Origin of the sequence: Pseudonocardia nantongensis, assembly GCF_046546495.1 — a bacterium.
In the GTDB taxonomy this organism is placed as follows: domain Bacteria; phylum Actinomycetota; class Actinomycetes; order Mycobacteriales; family Pseudonocardiaceae; genus Pseudonocardia; species Pseudonocardia nantongensis.
In genome coordinates, this window is record NZ_JBKGXT010000002.1 from 287,361 (window position 1) to 303,968 (window position 16,608).

Sequence of the window (16,608 nt, forward strand, 5' to 3'; positions counted from 1 at the left end):
TCCGGTCGGTCGTGTCGCGCCCGCGCCGCGCCGGCACCGCGGACCCCTCAACCGCTCACGGCGGCGAGTACCTGGCCGATCGCGACCATCGCCACGCCGCCGGCGAGTACGAGGTACGGCCGGATCCCGGCACGGCGTACGAGCACCCCGGTCGGTTCCCGTTCGGAGGCCGGCAGATCCTCGTACATCGTGTCCGGGAAGACGCCGCGGTCCTGGTAGAAGTGCCGGTAGGCGAACACCGGCAGGATCAGCACCGCGCCGACGAGCCCGAAGACCAGCGCGCCGCCGCCCCAGACGCTCGAGCCCCAGCCCAGCAGCAGCGCGTTGACGAACGCCAGGATCGTGCCGAGCGCCACCAGCACCGTCGGGGCGCGGTAGGGCCGCGGGGTGGACGGGTTGTCGATGCGGTGCATCCAGCCCGCGTTGAGGTTGAGGAAGTTGAAGATCATGTAGCAGACGGTGGACGAGGCCAGCACGAACACCGTGTCGCTGAGCAGCAGCAGCACGAGGTTGAAGACGAGGTCTGTCCACATCGCCCGGGTCGGGGCCCCGTGCCGGTTGGTGAAGGCCAGGAACCGCGGCAGCCAGCCGTCCCGGGCGCCCTGGTACAGCGTCCGCGACGACCCGGCCATCGTGGTCATGATCGTGAGCAACAGGGCGAGCACCAGCATCACGATCAGCAGGTTGGCCACGACCGGGCCGCCGCCCACGATCTCGGTCATCGCCTGGCCGACGCCGTCGCCGTCGACGATGCCGGGCTCGGCGAGCCGCTCGGGGCCGAGCGAACCCTGGAACGCGATCGGGACCAGGAGGTAGATGACCAGGCAGGCCAGCCCGGCCGCGAGGATGGCGCGCACCGTGTCCCGCCCGGGATTGCGGAACTCGGCCGTATAGCAGATCGAGGTCTCGAAGGCGTAGGCCGACCAGGCCGCGATGAACAGCCCGCCGGCGAGCAGCGTCCAGCCGGACAGGTCCCACGCGCCGTTCAGCGGGACGAACGGGGAGAAGTTCTCGGCGAGCACGTCACCGGTGATCAGCGGGACGATCCCGACGACCAGCAGCGGGACGAGCACGGCGATGCCGATGATCGTCTGCACCCGTGCGGCGCGCAGGATCCCGCCGTGCTGGAGTCCGAAGACCAGGAGCAGGAACAACGCGGCCACCACGAAGGTCGAGTTGATCCGCAGGGCGAGGTCGTCCTGGAGGAAGTCCAGCGGCAGCAGCGTCATCGACCAGGTGTTGACGAGGGCGTCCGCCGGGAACAGCGCGGTCAGTACGTACCCGGCCGCCAGGCTGGAGCCGATCATCAGCACCGGGGACCAGGCGAGCCAGTTGCACCAGATCGACAGCGGTGCGACGAACTTCGAGTAGCGGACCCACGCCATGGCCCCGTAGACCGAGGCGCCGCCGGACTTGCGCGGGAACAGTCCGGCGATCTCTGCCCAGATGAACGACTGGATCAGTCCGAACGTGATGGAGACTCCCCACACCAGCACCGACGGCGCGCCGATGGTGGCGGCGATGGTGCCGATGGAGAACAGGACCAGGGCCGGGACGCCGCTGGCGATCCAGAACCCGCCCTTCCAATCCAGCGTGCGGTGCAGGCGGTCGTCGTCACCGGCGGCCGTCGGTGGTGTCGTGCGTTCCGGGTCGGGTGCGATACCGGCCATCTTCGGGCTCCTCGCATCGGATGGGGGATCAGATGATGTCGCGTCCCTCCCGACGGGCCTCGCGCCATTCGGCGAAGAAGGCCCGGGAGATGACGAACAGGACGCCGGCGACCAGCACCGGCCAGACCAGGACGTAGATGCTCAACCAGATGACGTCCACACCTCCACTCCGTCCTTCCTTCTCGGATGTCGTTCAGGGATCGGGCAGCGGATCCTCCCGGGCCAGGGCCTCCTTCTCGTCGAAGTTGCCGGTCCGCTGCCGGATGACCGTGAAATCGAACGTGCGACCGGAGTTCACCGACATCGCGAAGCAGACGAGGGTGCTCACCGAGTAGGCGATCAGCGATGCCGACAGGACGTGGTAGGAGTGCACGGCGCCGAACGCGAACGGCGCGACCACGAGTGCCGCCACCACTCCGGCGACCTTGCCCGCGCGCAGTCCGAAGAACCCGAACGCCATCAGCCCCGCGATGACGCCCACACCGACGATGGCGAGCACGTCGACGGTGTAGGCGAGTGGTCCACCGAGATCGACGAGCTCGAACCGAACGGGGATGAACAGCGCCAGTGCTGCGAGCACGGAGACGGTGAAGGCCGCGTTGGTGACCTTCTCCCAGTAGAAGCTGGCGATCACCGGGAAGACCAGGGCGCCCCACAGCGCGCCGACGAACACCAGCAGGTCGAGGATGTCGAGCCGCATGCTCGCGAGGACCAGCGCCCCCGCGGTCGCGGCCACCATCGTCAGCCGGCCGATCAGCAGCATCATCCGCGGGTCTGCCTTCTCCTTGCCGGCGATGTTCTGCCCGTAGATGTCGGCCATCGCGATCGAGGACAGGGCCGACAGGTCGGAGTCCCCGGTCGAGCACAGCGACCCGATGATCAGCACGAAGAACCCGATCAGGAGCGCGGTCGGCAGGTAGGTCGCGGCGAGCTGCGGGATCAGGTTGTTCGGGTCGCCGTCCAGTGGTCGCATCCCGAGGTACAGGGCCAGCACCCCGAACATGCCCATCCCGATCACGGTCCCGCCGTAGCCGAGGGTGGCCGTCACGAAGGTCTTGCGGATCAGGTCCTCGCGGACCGCGAAGAGGCGTTGCGCGATGGTCTGGTTGCCGATCGCGTAGGCGAGCACCGCGGCGATGTAGGGCGCGCCCTGGCTGAGGAACGCCTCACTGGAGAAGAAGTTGCCCTGTTCCGGGGTCAGGTTCGCGGCGCCGGAGGAGAAGGCGTCCGGGAACCCGGCGAGGAAGTAGATCGCCGGGATGAGCACGATGACCACGGCGAGCATTCCGACGACCTGGATGAAGTCGGTGAGCACGGAGGCACGGAAGCCCGACCAGACGGTGTAGACGAGCAGCCCCACCGCGATCGTCACGACACCATGGGTGAACCCCAACGGGGTGAGCAGGGCGATCAGTACACCGCCGGCGATCAGGTTCGACGTCAGGCTGATGATGCTGCCGACCACGTTGGACACCGCGAGCATCAGCTGGCTCGACCGGCCGTGCCGGGCGTACATCACCTCGGCCAGCGTGTGCGCCTTCGGTGCCACGGCGCGGATCCTGCGCCCGAACGGGTAGATGAACAAAATCATCAGCGCGCCCCACAACCCGTAGTGGATCGGGCCCGAGATCCCGTAGAGGTACCCGGAGGTCGCCGAGGCGTACATCGACGAGGCCCAGATCCAGGTCGCGGTCATGCTGCCGGCCGAGATGCCGAAACCGACGCGGTTCCCGGCCGTCATGTAGGCGTCCGCGTCCTCCTGTTTCTTGGCGATCTTCCGGACGATGTAGAGCATCGCGCCGAAGAACAACACCAGGATCAGGACCGTCGTCACCCCGTTGAACCTCACCAGGTCCATATCGGCTCCCCAGACTCCACGCCGAGTCCCCTCCGTGATCGTCCGGCAGTACGGCGCGACGCCGTGCCTGCTCGTCGCGCCCGCTGTCAACCTGCCCGAGGGCTACGGGCGACCGGGGTGGCGTCCTCGCCATCCCGGTCACACCCCCCGTGGTGCCCTGGCCGTGCCCGTCAGTGACCGGCCGGTGGGTCCCAGCCCTCGAGGATCGGTGGCCGCCAGTTGTCGCCGACGGTCGGCGAGCCGGTCAGCCACGAGCCCAGCTCCGGCTGCGGGAACTTGGCGTGCCGGTACTTCAGCCAGATCCCGTAGGAGTTGCCCTCCTGCAGGTGCTTGATCAGCACCTTGCGGGCGTACTCGTCCTCGCGTCCTTCCGGAATCGGGAAATGGATCTTCAGGAAGGCGTTGGTGTACCGGTCGAAGACGGCCGGGATGCCGTCTTCGGACATCAGGTGGATGTCCTCCAGCCAGTTGATGTCGTCGCCCGGTGTGGCGGCGTCGAGGTCGACGTCGTCGAGCAGCGCGGCGTCGAACTGGTACGGGAACGTCTTGCCGGTCAGTTCCTCGGTGTCGATTCCCTGCCGGGTGGACAGCTTGCGTTCGGACAGGTCGAACAGATCAGACATCGCGGCGGCCCCCGGTGTCGTTGGCGATGTGCTTGGCCAGCAGGTCCTTGATCTCGGTGAGCGTTTCCTCCTCGGTGACGCCGGGGATGTACTTGGTCCCCGCGAGCGGGACCCGGGCCATCGCGGCGGCCTCGGTGGTGAGCGCGTTGAGGTCCTCGGGCTCGAGGCTGTGCACGTCGGTCTTCCCGCAGGCACGGGCGAGCATCTGCACCTCGAGCGTCAGGGTGTGCAGGAAGTTGTAGACCCGCATCGCCCCCTCGTCGACGTCCAGCCGCTTGCGCAGTTCCGGGTCCTGGGTGGTGATGCCGGCCGGGTCCTTACCGGTGTGCCAGTGGTAGAAGTCGCTCGCCGGCACGCCGAAGGTGCCTTCGTAGTCGGCACCCGCGATCTCCTTGTTGGAACCCAGTGCCATCAGCGCGGCACTGCCGATCGCCACGGCTGTGGCGCCGAGCGCGATGCACTTGGCGATGTCGGCGCCGTTACGGATGCCGCCCGCCACCACGAGGTCGATCTCGTCGGCGAGGCCGACGTCCTCCAGCGCCCGGCGCGCCTCGGGAATGGCCGCCATCAGCGGGATGCCGGTCTCCTCGGTGCCGATGTGCGGCCCGGCGCCGGTCCCGCCCTCCGCGCCGTCGAGGTAGATGACGTCCGGACCGCACTTGGCGGCCATCCGGACGTCGTCGTAGACCCGGGCGGCACCGAGCTTGAGCTGGATCGGGACCTGGTAGTCGGTCGCCTCGCGGACCTCCTGGATCTTCAGCGACAGGTCGTCCGGGCCGAGCCAGTCCGGGTGGCGGGCCGGGCTGCGCTGGTCGATCCCGGCCGGCAGCGAGCGCATCTCGGCGACCTGCTCGGTGACCTTCTGGCCCATGAGGTGGCCGCCCATACCGACCTTGCACCCCTGGCCGATGAAGAACTCGACCGCGTCGGCCAGCATCAGGTGGTGCGGGTTGAACCCGTACCGGCTCTGGATGACCTGGTAGTACCACTTCGTCGACAGGTCGCGCTCCGGCGGGATCATCCCGCCCTCGCCCGAACAGGTCGCCGTGCCGGCCATCGACGCGCCCTTGGCGAGCGCCATCTTCGCTTCGAGCGAGAGCGCGCCGAAGCTCATGCCCGTGATGTACACGGGGATGTCGAGCTCGAGCGGCTTCTTCGCGAAACGCCCGCCCAGCACGGTCTTCGTCTCGCACTTCTCGCGGTAGCCCTCGATCACGAAGCGGGTGAGCGTGCCGGGCAGGAACACGAGCTCGTCCCAGTGCGGGATCTTCTTGAAGATCCCGCCCCCGCGCATCCGGTAGCGGCCGAGCTCGGCCTTCATGTGGATGTCGTTGATGACCTCGGGTGTGAAGATCTGGCTCCTGCCGAGGACCGTGTTCTCGGACGGCGCTGTCTCGTCAGCCATATGACTCTCCTAGAGGACGAGCTTGCGCTCGGCGGGCTCGAGGGTGTCGTAGTTGTAGAGCTGCTTGCCGCAGACGAACTTCCGGAAGGTGTCCGGGCGGTCCATGCGGTAGATGCGGAACTTCCGGTCGAGGAGCTCCTCGTCCTGCGGCGTCATGTCCTCCTCGATGCAGTCGACGCCGAGCGCGGCGACCTTCCCGGCGACGTAGATCTCGCCGTCGTACATCGAGTCGCCGAGACCCGGGCCTGCGTCGCCGCAAATGATCTGGCGACCCCGCTGCATCATGAACCCGGTCGTCGACCCGGCGTTGCCGCCGACCAGGATCGTTCCGCCCTTCTGGTCGATCCCGGTACGGGCGCCGACGTGCCCCCGCACCACCAGGTCGCCACCACGCAGGGCGGCTCCGGTCAGCGAGCCGGCGTTCTTGTCGACGACCACGACGCCGGACATCATGTTCTCCCCGAGCGCCCACCCGACCCGGCCGGTCACGTGGATCTCCGGGCCGTCGCCGAGGGTGGCGCCGAAGTAGCCGAGGCTGCCGTCGATGGTGATGCGGCACCGGGTGAGCAGCCCGACGGCGATCGAGTGCTTCGCCCCGGGGTTGGTGATGGTCACCTCGGAGATGCCCTCGCCGTAGACCAGGCGGCGCAGCTCCAGGTTGATCTGGCGCGTGCTGAGGTCGGCGGCATCGACCACCGCCGAGTCCCCGTCGACCAGGGCGGTCTTCGGGGCCTCGAGATCGGGCTCGACGAGCCCGCGCGCGTCGTAGCGGACGGGCCCCGACGCCTCATGCCTGTCATTCACCGCGACCACACCAGCACCTCCCGCTCATAGGGGTCGTACGAATCGATCTCCTGGGGGAGCACCGCACGGATGGCGCCCTCCTCGGATGCCAGGGCCACCATGTTGTCGGCCTGGTACAGCACGAGCGGCTTGGCCGCCATCTCGTCCTTGGCCATCCCGAGGCTGGTCTCGGTCACGACCAGGTAGGTGAACACGCCGTCGAGGTCGTCGAGGCTCTGCTTCATCGATGTCTCGAGGCTCATCCCGTCGGCCATCCGCTCGGCCAGATAGACGGCGATGATCTCCGAGTCGCACTCGGACTGGAACCGGTGCCCGGAGCGCTCGAGCCGCCGCCGCCACTGGTGGTAGTTCGTCAGCTGTCCGTTGTGGACCACGGCCACGTCGGAGAACGGGTAGGCCCAGTACGGGTGCGCGCCGGCGATGTCGACGTCGGACTCGGTCGCCATCCGGACGTGGCCGATGGCGTGCGTTCCGCGGAACGCGTCGAGCTTGTACTGGCCGGCGACGGTCTCGGCATCGCCGAGGTCCTTCACGATCTCGAGCGAGTGCCCGAGCGAGAGCACCTCGCAGCCCGGGATGTCCTCGACGTAGTCGGCCAGCGGCTTGAGCTCGCCCTCGTAGCGGAACTCGGCCCGGTAGGCGTAGGCCGACTCGCCGTCCACCCGGTCGACCGTCGCCCCGATCTTGGACAGCCGCGACTCCACCTCGCGGCGGTTGCGGTCGAGGCGTTCGGTGAAGTCGAAGTCGCCGGTCTCGTTCGGGTCGGCCAGCTTGAACCGCATGACCAGGCTGTCCTGCGGCTCGCCGTAGAGCGCGTAGCCGGAGGAGTCCGGGCCGCGATGCTTCATCGACTGCAGCATCTTGGTCATCTCATGGCCGACGTCCCCGGGGCCGTCCAGGTGGATGATTCCCGCGATCCCACACATGTCTGCTGTTCCCTTCGGACGGTCACGGAACTTCGGTCGCTCAAGGAAGGATGTCGAGGTATTCCTTGACGTCCCATTCCGTGACGGTGGCGCAGTAGCGCTCCCACTCGTCGCGCTTGTAGTGCTCGAACACCCGGTACATGTCACCGGGCATGGCGCCGCGGACGACGTCGTCCGCGCGCAGGGCGTCGAGGGCGTCGCCCAAGGTCATGGGGATCTTCCTGACCTCCTTGCCCTCGGCCATGGCGTGGTAGATGTTGCGCTCCTCGGGGGGCCCCGGATCGAGGTTGCGTTCGATCCCGTCGGACATCGCGGCGATCAGCGAGGCGAACGAGAGATAGGGATTGACCGCGGAGTCCACGGACCGGTACTCGAACCGGTCGGGCGCGCTCACGCGCAGCGCGGTCGTGCGGTTCTGGTAGCCCCAGTCCGCGTACAGCGGGGCCCAGAACCCGGTGTCCCACAGTCTCCGGTAGGAGTTCACGGTCGGAGACGTGATGCAGGTCAGCGCGGAGAGGTGCTCGAGCACGCCGCCGATAGCCGCGAGGCCGATCTTGCTCGGCATCCGCTGATCGTCGCCGTCGGGCAGGAACACGTTCGTGTCCTCCTCCCACAACGACATGTTGTGATGGCACCCGTTGGCCGACACACCCATGAACGGTTTGGGCATGAAGCAGGGGAAGACGTCGAACTCGCGGCCGACCTGCTTGCAGATCTGGCGGTAGGTCGTGAGCCGGTCGGCGGTCAGCTCGGGCCGATCGAACTGCCAGTTCAGTTCCAGCTGTCCCGGGGCGTCCTCGTGGTCACCCTGGATCATGTCCAGGCCCATCGCCTCGCTGTACTCCATCACCCGGTGGATCAGCGGCTGGAGCTCGGAGAACTGGTCGATGTGGTAGCAGTACGGCTTGGTCATGCCCTCGACGGACGGTTTCCCGTCGGCGTCCTTCTTCAGCCACATCATCTCGGGCTCGGTGCCGACCCTCAGGTGCAGGCCGGTCCGTCGTTCGAACTCCCCATGGAGACGCTTGAGGTTGCCGCGACAGTCCGAGGTCAGGAACGCGCCCGGCTCCTCGGGCTCCTCGCGACCGCGGAACAAGGTGCAGAAGACCCGGGCCGTCTTGGGGTCCCAGGGCAGGACCTGGAACGTCTCGACGTCAGGCAGACCGACGAGCTCGCAGGCCTCCGCCCCGTAGCCGATGTACTCGCCGTGACGGTCGATGAAGAGGTTGGCCGTCGATCCGTAGACCAGCTGGAAACCCTTGTTCGCGAAGCGTTCCCAGTGCGCGGTGGGGGCTCCTTTCCCCATGATCCGGCCGGTGACCGAGACGAACTGGAAGTAGATGTAGCGGACGCCGCTCTCGTCGATCCGGTGCCGGATCTCGCGAATGGCGTCGTCGCGTCCGGGTTGGTCGAGGTGAGCGTCGAGATCGGTCGGCATTGTCTGGACCTCCGAAGGACTCGGGCATCTGGGCGCCCGGCGTGAGCGCGGCCACATCGGGTACAGCCCGGCCGAGTAGACCTCGTTTACTCACAGGTGACAACCCCTGTGTTCCGGACTTCGTCGTCGAAGGACCGATTTCACCGGCCCCGGCGTGCCGTCGAGCGGGCGGTTCGGCACAAGGTCGCTGGTGGCGGCGTCGTGGACAGGGGTGGTGTGGTCGTCGCGATCCGACCGGCCGTCGGAACGTGCGATCCGATCGTCCACTACTGGTGGACGTCGTTCACTACAGCTCGTATGCTCCCGGTCACACCTGATCGACACCACCACGAGCCTGGAGGCACTGCGTGGACGGATCGACCAATGGCGCGCGCCGTAACGGAAACGGCAAACTCCGCGGCTACTCGGCCTGGAGCCTGTTCCGGCACGGTGTGTCCGATGCCGAATGGCCGCGCACCTGGCGGCGGCACGACCTCGCCGACACCTACGACGTCATCATCATCGGTGGCGGCGTGCACGGCCTGGCGACGGCCTACTACCTCGCCGCCAATCACGGCATCACCAATGTCGCCGTCCTCGAGAAGTCGTATATCGGCAGTGGCGGCTCCGGGCGGAACACGGCGATCCTGCGGTCGAACTACCTGACCCCGGAGGGCGTGCGCTTCTACGACCGCTCGGTGAAGCTCTACGAGCACCTCGCCGCCGACCTGAACTTCAATGTCATGTTCTCCCAGCGCGGGCACATGACCCTGGCGCACAACGACTCCTCGCTGCGGACCATGCGCTGGCGCGCCGAGGTCAACAAGCGCCAAGGCGTCGACTCCGACGTGATCGGCCCGGACGAGGTCAAGGATCTCGTCCCGCACATGGACACCTCGCCGTATGCGCGGTACCCGATCCTCGGGGCCCTGTACCACCCGCCGGGCGGCATCGTGCGGCACGACGCGGTGGTCTGGGGGTACGCGCGCGGTGCGGACACGCACGGTGTCCACATCCACCAGAAGACCACGGTGACCGGCATCGACGTCGACGGCGGCAAGGTCACCGGCGTGCAGACCGACCGCGGGCGCATCTCGGCCCCGGTCGTCGTCAACTGCACGGCCGGCTGGTCCACGCTGATCTCCGACATGGCCGGCGTCGAGATGCCGGTGCAGACCTTCCCGCTGCAGGCGGCGGTCACCGAGCCGGTCAAACCGTTCCTGAACACCGTGGTGGTCTCCGGCACGCTGCACGTCTACGTCAGCCAGACCGACCGTGGTGAGCTCGTGTTCGGGGCCAGCGTCGACCCGTTCGCCTCCTACTCGATCCGGGGTTCGCTCGAGTTCACCGAGGGGCTCGGCGGCCACGTCCTCGAACTCATGCCCGCGCTGTCGAAGATGCGGCTGCTGCGGCAGTGGGCGGGCCTGTGCGACATGACGCCCGACTACTCGCCGATCATGGGCCCCACCGGGGTGGACGGCTTCTACGTCGACGTCGGCTGGGGCACCTACGGCTTCAAGGCAGGCCCGGTGTCCGGCGAGGCGATGGCCGCGTGCATCGCCGACGGGCGGCCGCCGGAGATCATCTCCGCGTTCGGCATCGACCGTTTCACCGATGGCCGGCTGGTGGGTGAGAAGGGTGCCGCCGCGGTGGGTCACTAGATCCTCCGCTGATTCCCGACCGACTGTTCCCGCTGCGCGCGCAGCTGTGGAGAGGTGAACACGCACATGATGGTGCTGTCGTGCCCGTGGTGCGGGCCCCGCAACGTGACCGAGTTCCGCTACGGCGGTGAGCGCCGGGCCCGCCCGGACGTGGAGACGACGACCCCGCAGCAGTGGCGCCGGTTCCTGTACGCGAAGTCGAACCCGCTCGGCTCGGTGGAGGAGTCCTGGTACCACCGTGCGGGCTGCCGGCGGTACTTCGCCGTCGAACGCGACACCGGAACCAACTCGCACCGTGCGATGGGAGCGACCTGATGACCGCGGCGACGAGCACGACGGCCACCGCCCGGCTCGCTCCGCAGCCCGGTGAGGTGATCGACCGTTCCCGGCTCCTGGAGTTCCGGTGGAACGGCAGGCCAGCCACCGCACACCCCGGGGACACGATCGCCTCGGCGCTGGCCGCCGCCGGCGAGCGGATCCTGTCCCGCAGCTACAAGTACCACCGCCCGCGCGGTATCCAGACCGCGGACTTCCACGACCCGGGCTGCCAGTTCCAGGTCGGCGACGAGCCGAACGTCCGGGGCGCGCACCGGCTGGTGGCCGAGGGCATGGACGTCCGGTCCCAGAACACCTGGCCGTCGCTGAAGTACGACCTCAAGGCGGTCAACAACCTCGCCGGCCGGTTTCTCGCGACCGGCTTCTACTACAAGACCTTCATCAAACCCGAGCCGCTCTGGCCGATGTACGAGAGCGTCCTGCGCCAGTTCGTGCACGCGGGTTCGATCTCCTCGGAGCCGTCCGGGGCGTACTTCGACAAGCGCTACGCCCACCCCGACGTCGTCGTCGCCGGTGGTGGCCCCGCCGGGATGGCCTCCGCGGTGGCCGCTGCCCGCGCCGGCGCCCAGGTGATGCTCGTCGAGGAGGAGCACCAGCTCGGTGGCCACCTGCGCTGGGGCTCGCAGGAGGACCTGGCGACGCTGCGCGAGCTCCGTGCCCAGGTCGCGGCGGAGCCCGGCATCGAGGTGCTCACGAACTCCGTGGCGCTCGCGCGCTACGACGACAACTGGATCCCGATCGTGCAGCGCGGTCTGCCGCACGTGTTCGAACGCCTGATCAAGGCACGGGCCCGGTCGTTGGTGGTCAGCCCGGGGCTGATCGAGCGACCGTACGTCTTCGCCGGCAACGATCTCCCCGGTGTCATGGGATCGACCGCGGTCCGGCGGCTCGTCAACCTGTACGCGGTGCGGCCGGGCGAGCGCGCGGTCGTGATGACCGCCAACGGCAGCGGCGACGCCGCGATCGGGGACCTGCGGCGGGCCGGTGTGGACATCGCCGCGGTCGCGGACGCCCGCCGCGGCGAGCGCGTGGTGAAGGCCGACGGCCGCGCCGGGGTCCGCTCGGTCACGTTGTCCGACGGATCGGACGTCGCGTGCGACCTCCTGGTCACGGCGACCGGATGGACCGCGCCGACATCGCTGCTGAACATGGCCGGCGACATGCCGGTCTACGACCCGTCCTCGGCCCGGTTCGTCCCGGACCCGGCCGCGTGGCCGGACACCGTACTGGCCGCCGGCGGGATCGTGGGCGACGGCTCGCCCGACGAGCTGGTGGCACACGGCCACGCGGTCGGACAGGAGGCTGCGCGGCGTGCCGCGCACACCGCCGGTGTCACCCGCGCACAGCTGCCCACCCGCCCCGACCAGGGGGCCGGGGCCGCTGACGCGTACACCCCGCGGCCGGTTCCGCCGCTGCGCCCGGCACCGCATCCGGAACTGTTCCGCAGCAGCACGCACGGGTTCGTCGACATGTGCGAGGACGTCTCTTCGAAGGACATCGTCAGCGCCGCCAAGGAGGGCTACGACTCCGTCGAGCTCGTGAAGCGCTACACCACGGTCACGATGGGGCCGACGCAGGGCAAGCTCGAGACGGTCAACGCGGTCGCCGTCCTCGCCGAGGCCACCGGGCGAAGCATCGCCGAGACCGGCACCACCACCTGGCGCCCGATGTACGCCCCGCTCACGCTCGGCGCCCTCGCCGGCCGGGTCCCGGAACCCGTCCGGCACTCCCCGATGCAGCCCTGGCACGAGCGGAACAACGCGGTGCCGCTGGTGGCCGGGCAGTGGATCCGGCCCGAGCACTACGGCGACCCGGACGCGGAGGTCGGGGCCGTGCGCTCGCGGGTCGGACTGATCGACGTCACCCCGATCGGCAAGCTCGACCTGCGCGGTCCCGACGTGGCGAAGCTGCTGAACCTGCTCTACGTCAACAAGTGGTCGAAGCTGGGAGTGGGCGGGGTCCGCTACGGCGTGATGTGCGCCGACGACGGCGTGGTGATGGACGACGGCGTCACCGGCCGCCTCGGCGAGGATCACTACCTGATGTCGACGACGTCGTCGGGCGCCGCCGCGGTCTGGGAGTGGGTCGAGGAGTGGCTGCAGACCTCGCACCCGGACTGGCAGGTGCACGTCACGCCGGTCACCACCGCCTACGCGAGCATGAACCTCGCCGGCCCGCGCTCGCGTGAGCTGCTCGCCCGGCTGACCGACGTCGACCTCGACCCCGACGCCTTCGGGTACATGCAGGTGCGCACGGGCACTGTCGCGGGGGTCGAGGACTGCGTCCTGTGGCGGATCGGCTTCACCGGCGAGCTCTCCTACGAGCTCCACGTCCCGGCGTCCTACGGACTGCACGTGTGGGAGCGCCTGATGGCCGACGGCCAGGACCTGGGCATCGCGCCGTTCGGGGTGGAGGCGCAGCGGATCCTGCGCCTGGAGAAGGGCCACTTCATCGTCGGCCAGGACACCGACGGTCTCTCCCAGGGCTACACCGCGGGGCTCGGCGGGCTGATCAAGCTGGACAAGGACGACTTCGTCGGCAAGCCGGAGCTCGTCTGGCAGGCCGAACACGGCGATCACCCCGTGCTGGTGGCGATCCAGCCCGAGGACAGCCGGGTCGTACCGGAGGAGGCCAGTCAGATCGTGCGGCCGGACGGCCGGATCGCCGGCCGGATCACGTCGTCGCGGATGTCGCCCACGCTGCGCCGGTCGATCTGCCTCGGGCAGGTCGATCCCGATCTCACCGCGCCCGGGACCCGACTGACGGTCCATCTGCCGGACGGGTCGGACGTCACCGCGCGGGTGATCGAGGGCCATGCCCACTTCGACCCGAAGGGAGAGCGTCAGCGTGTCTAGTACCGCAACCGTCGTCGCCCGGACCCCGATCACCCCGCTCGATCCCGTCGAGCGGGGCGGATGGCAGGTCAGCGCCCGGCGTAGCACCGCCGACCTCACGATCGCGGACGAGTCCCCACTGGCCAAGGTGCTCGTGCGCGGGCCCTTCGGCGGCGCCCTGCGCGACATCGTCGGCGCCCGGTTCGGGAGGGCGGCGCGCACGGAGTACGCCGGCACCACGGTGCTCGCGGTCGGATCCGGGCCGGGGGAGTGGCTGGTGATCGGCCCGCCCGGCGCGGCCGGGACCCTGCGCGAACACCTGGAGTCCGCCGCGCAGAACACGGGTGAGTTCGTGTCCGTGCTGGACCAGACGCACGGCCGGGCACTGATCCGGTTGCGCGGACGGCGCTGCGCGGACGTGCTGGGCAAGATCTGCGGCATCGACCTGCACGACGGGTCGACACCGGACGGGGCCGCGCTGCGCACCTCGGTGGCCGGCCTGGCCACCGACCTGGTCCGCGACGACGGCCCGGGGAGCACGGAACCGTCGTATCTCCTGCACTGCGAACGCTCGAGTGGCCAGTACCTGTTCGACGTCCTGCTCGACGCCGGTGCCGAGTTCGGCATCGACGTGACCGGCCCGGAGTCCGACACCTGAGAAGCCCGGCAGCTGCTGCCGTCGTCCCGGAAGGTGGCCATCCCATGGCAGTACCGACCGATCACCGCCCCGACCGCCGACGTCTGCTGCTGCCCGGCCTGCTCTCGCCGGAGCCCGGCCTCGAGACGTACTGGGTCCGGGCCGGTGGCGTGACCGGCGTCCGGCTGGCCGCCGGCGACGAGCTCACGGTCGTCGACCTGGAGGGTCGCCAGATCGCCGAGCTCACGACGCTGCGGCTCGCGGACACCCAGCAGCCGGTCCTCGACCTCGTGCCCGACGGCCCGGCGACGGTGCTCCGCGACCTCGTCGGGCGTGCCACCCGAATCCCGGACCCGGTCGTGGCGCACCTGGTCCGCCAGGGCCTCGACCCGACCCGGCTCGACGCGGCCCGGCTGTTCGGGCAGTGGTCGCCGGCCGGCGCCACCGAGACGTTCACGGCGCAGGCACCCGGGACGGTGGTCGTGGCCGCCCCCGGTGGCGAGATGTGGCTCGACGCGGTCGAGGCGAACCCGCCGTCGGACCTGCTGATCGAGCTCCGGAGGGCGGAGCGGGGTGTGGTCCGCCCGCCGCCGCTGCCCGAACCGCTGGCCGAGCCGATCATGGACTTCCGGGTGAACAGTGCGACCGCGCTGGGCTACGAGGTGAAGGCCGGCCAGTACATCCAGATCATCGATGTCGAGGGCCGGCAGTGCTCGGACTTCCTCGCCTTCGGTTCGCACCGCCTGCAGGAGGGGCTCGAGCGGGGGCTCGACTCCACGGCGACCCGGTACTTCATGGGACAGGCGTACCCGCAGCCCGGGTTGTACGGGAAGTTCTACGACCAGGACATGCAGCCGCTCGTCGAGGTCGTCCAGGACACCGTGGGGCGGCACGACACGTTCGGCCTCGCCTGCAACCCCAAGTACTACGAGGACATGGGCTATCCCGGCCATGTCAACTGCACGGAGAACTTCAACGCGGAGCTCGATCAGTTCGGCATCGCACCGCGTGCCGGGTGGCCCGCGCTGAACCTCTTCTACAACACCGCCTTCGACGGGCAGAACCAGCTCGTCTTCGACGAGCCGTGGTCGCGCCCCGGGGACTACGTGCTCATGCGGGCCGGGACGGATCTCGTGTGTGCCTCCTCCGCGTGCCCGGACGACGTCGACCCGTCGAACGGGTGGGTCCCGACCGACGTCCACGTGCGGGTCTACGACGCCGAACGGAAGTTCTCCATGGCCATCGCACACCGTGTCACCCCGGAGCAGCCGGCGGAACTGACCAAGCAGACCGCCTTTCACCCGCGGACCTCCGCGCTCACCCGGCAGTTCACCGAGTACCGCGGCTACTGGCTGCCGGCGAGCTTCGACGGGCACGGGCCGCAGGAGGAGTACTGGGCGTGCCGGGAGCGGGTCGCCGTGATGGACCTGTCGCCGCTGCGCAAGTTCGAGGTGCTCGGGCCCGACGCCGAAGCCCTGCTGCAGTACGGGCTCACCCGCAACATCCGCAAGCTCTCGCACGGCCAGGTCGTCTACTCCGCCGTCTGCAACGAGACCGGGGGCATGATCGACGACTGCACGGTGTTCCGGCTCGGCGACACCAACTTCCGGTTCGTCTGCGGGGACGAGTACACCGGTACCTGGCTGCGCGAGCAGGCCGAGCGGCTCGGCCTGGACCGGGTGTGGGTGAAGCACTCCACCGATCAGATGCACAACGTCGCGGTGCAGGGCCCCGCGAGCCGCGACACGCTGCGCGACCTGATCTGGACCCCGGACACCCAGCCCGCGTTCACCGACCTCACCTGGTTCCGGTTCGCGGTCGGGCGCCTGGGCGATCACAACGGCATCCCGATCCTGGTGTCCCGCACCGGGTACTCCGGCGAGCTCGGGTACGAGCTGTGGTGCCACCCCGACCACGGCCCGGAACTCTGGGACGCGGTCTGGGAGGCCGGGCAGCCGCACGGGATGCTGCCGCTCGGCCTGGACGCGCTGGACATGCTGCGGATCGAGTCCGGCCTGGTCTTCGCGGGCTACGACTTCTCCGACCAGGTCGACCCGTACGAGGCCGGCGTCGGGTTCACCGTGCCGCTCAAGACCAAGGAGGACGACTTCTCCGGTCGCGACGCGCTGCTCGCCCGCAAGGCGAGCCCGCAGCGCAAGCTCGTCGGCCTCGAGCTCGACGGCAACGAACCGGCCGGGCACGGGGACTGCGTGCACGCCGGCCGGTTCCAGGTCGGGGTCGTCACGAGCGCCACCCGCTCACCCGTCCTCCGGAAGAACGTCGCGCTCTGCCGGATGGCGGTGGAGCACGCCGAGATCGGCACGGACGTCGAGATCGGAAAGCTCGACGGCCACCGCAAGCGCATTCCCGCGCGCGTCGTGCGGTTCCCGTTCTACGACCCGGACAAGGAACGGCCCCGCTCCTGAGCGGGCCCGAT

13 protein-coding genes are annotated in these 16,608 nt (G+C 69.2%); 5 read left to right on the top strand and 8 right to left on the bottom strand.

What is annotated here, in order from left to right; all coding sequences use genetic code 11:
• Nucleotides 1–47: 47 nt before the first annotated feature.
• From ACLFMI_RS03350 to ACLFMI_RS03385, 8 genes are all read right to left on the bottom strand, one after another.
• On the bottom strand, nucleotides 48–1,670 hold the full coding sequence (locus tag ACLFMI_RS03350; protein WP_410946204.1) for an APC family permease: 1,623 nt from the start codon (nucleotides 1,668–1,670) through the stop codon (nucleotides 48–50).
• Nucleotides 1,671–1,698: 28 nt separating this feature from the next.
• Nucleotides 1,699–1,830 carry a putative transporter small subunit gene (locus ACLFMI_RS03355; protein WP_410946205.1) on the bottom strand — a complete coding sequence of 44 codons (132 nt, stop codon included), beginning with the start codon at nucleotides 1,828–1,830 and terminating at the stop codon, nucleotides 1,699–1,701.
• A gap of 33 nt (nucleotides 1,831–1,863) precedes the next feature.
• Nucleotides 1,864–3,528 (bottom strand): sodium:solute symporter family protein, encoded by a 1,665-nt coding sequence (locus ACLFMI_RS03360; RefSeq protein WP_410946206.1) that lies wholly within the window; start codon nucleotides 3,526–3,528, stop codon nucleotides 1,864–1,866.
• A gap of 170 nt (nucleotides 3,529–3,698) precedes the next feature.
• Entirely contained in the window at nucleotides 3,699–4,151 is a 453-nt protein-coding gene (locus ACLFMI_RS03365; protein WP_410946207.1) for a hypothetical protein, read from the bottom strand.
• The gene (locus ACLFMI_RS03370) at nucleotides 4,144–5,556 is read right to left on the bottom strand and encodes an FMN-binding glutamate synthase family protein (RefSeq protein WP_410946208.1); all 1,413 of its coding nucleotides are present in this window, start codon (nucleotides 5,554–5,556) and stop codon (nucleotides 4,144–4,146) included. Before ACLFMI_RS03370 ends, ACLFMI_RS03365 begins: the two co-directional genes overlap by 8 nt.
• 9 nt (nucleotides 5,557–5,565) lie before the next feature.
• Nucleotides 5,566–6,360, bottom strand: a complete 795-nt coding sequence (locus tag ACLFMI_RS03375) for a GltB/FmdC/FwdC-like GXGXG domain-containing protein (protein ID WP_410946209.1) — start codon at nucleotides 6,358–6,360, stop codon at nucleotides 5,566–5,568.
• Nucleotides 6,357–7,286: a class II glutamine amidotransferase domain-containing protein gene (locus ACLFMI_RS03380; RefSeq protein ID WP_410946210.1), complete on the bottom strand. Its 930-nt coding sequence runs from the start codon at nucleotides 7,284–7,286 to the stop codon at nucleotides 6,357–6,359. The genes ACLFMI_RS03375 and ACLFMI_RS03380 overlap by 4 nt, the downstream gene beginning before the upstream one ends.
• A 40-nt stretch (nucleotides 7,287–7,326) precedes the next feature.
• Nucleotides 7,327–8,724: a glutamine synthetase family protein gene (locus ACLFMI_RS03385; protein ID WP_410946211.1), complete on the bottom strand. Its 1,398-nt coding sequence runs from the start codon at nucleotides 8,722–8,724 to the stop codon at nucleotides 7,327–7,329.
• 431 nt (nucleotides 8,725–9,155) lie between these two features.
• Between ACLFMI_RS03385 and ACLFMI_RS03390 the strand changes: the two genes are divergently transcribed.
• From ACLFMI_RS03390 to ACLFMI_RS03410, 5 genes are all read left to right on the top strand, one after another.
• A complete protein-coding gene (locus ACLFMI_RS03390; protein WP_410946212.1) occupies nucleotides 9,156–10,364 on the top strand; it encodes an FAD-dependent oxidoreductase in 1,209 nt (402 codons plus the stop codon).
• Nucleotides 10,365–10,430: 66 nt separating this feature from the next.
• Complete coding sequence (locus ACLFMI_RS03395) at nucleotides 10,431–10,679, top strand: sarcosine oxidase subunit delta (RefSeq protein ID WP_410946213.1); 249 nt, start codon at nucleotides 10,431–10,433, stop codon at nucleotides 10,677–10,679.
• Nucleotides 10,679–13,555, top strand: coding sequence for a 2Fe-2S iron-sulfur cluster-binding protein (locus tag ACLFMI_RS03400; protein WP_410946214.1), 2,877 nt, complete (start codon nucleotides 10,679–10,681; stop codon nucleotides 13,553–13,555). Before ACLFMI_RS03395 ends, ACLFMI_RS03400 begins: the two co-directional genes overlap by 1 nt.
• Nucleotides 13,548–14,192, top strand: a complete 645-nt coding sequence (locus tag ACLFMI_RS03405; protein ID WP_410946215.1) for a sarcosine oxidase subunit gamma — start codon at nucleotides 13,548–13,550, stop codon at nucleotides 14,190–14,192. Before ACLFMI_RS03400 ends, ACLFMI_RS03405 begins: the two co-directional genes overlap by 8 nt.
• A 44-nt stretch (nucleotides 14,193–14,236) precedes the next feature.
• The gene (locus ACLFMI_RS03410) at nucleotides 14,237–16,597 is read left to right on the top strand and encodes a DUF1989 domain-containing protein (protein WP_410946216.1); all 2,361 of its coding nucleotides are present in this window, start codon (nucleotides 14,237–14,239) and stop codon (nucleotides 16,595–16,597) included.
• The last annotated feature ends 11 nt before the right edge of the window (nucleotides 16,598–16,608 follow it).

What these genes read in the sequence shown, in the direction of transcription:
- ACLFMI_RS03400 (WP_410946214.1), top strand. Translation starts at nt 10,679, where the DNA reads ATGACCGCGGCGACGAGCACGACGGCCACCGCCCGGCTCGCTCCGCAG.
- ACLFMI_RS03370 (WP_410946208.1), bottom strand. Translation starts at nt 5,556, where the DNA reads ATGGCTGACGAGACAGCGCCGTCCGAGAACACGGTCCTCGGCAGGAGC.
- ACLFMI_RS03365 (WP_410946207.1), bottom strand. Translation starts at nt 4,151, where the DNA reads ATGTCTGATCTGTTCGACCTGTCCGAACGCAAGCTGTCCACCCGGCAG.
- ACLFMI_RS03360 (WP_410946206.1), bottom strand. Translation starts at nt 3,528, where the DNA reads ATGGACCTGGTGAGGTTCAACGGGGTGACGACGGTCCTGATCCTGGTG.
- ACLFMI_RS03410 (WP_410946216.1), top strand. Translation starts at nt 14,237, where the DNA reads ATGGCAGTACCGACCGATCACCGCCCCGACCGCCGACGTCTGCTGCTG.
- ACLFMI_RS03380 (WP_410946210.1), bottom strand. Translation starts at nt 7,286, where the DNA reads ATGTGTGGGATCGCGGGAATCATCCACCTGGACGGCCCCGGGGACGTC.
- ACLFMI_RS03395 (WP_410946213.1), top strand. Translation starts at nt 10,431, where the DNA reads ATGATGGTGCTGTCGTGCCCGTGGTGCGGGCCCCGCAACGTGACCGAG.
- ACLFMI_RS03385 (WP_410946211.1), bottom strand. Translation starts at nt 8,724, where the DNA reads ATGCCGACCGATCTCGACGCTCACCTCGACCAACCCGGACGCGACGAC.
- ACLFMI_RS03350 (WP_410946204.1), bottom strand. Translation starts at nt 1,670, where the DNA reads ATGGCCGGTATCGCACCCGACCCGGAACGCACGACACCACCGACGGCC.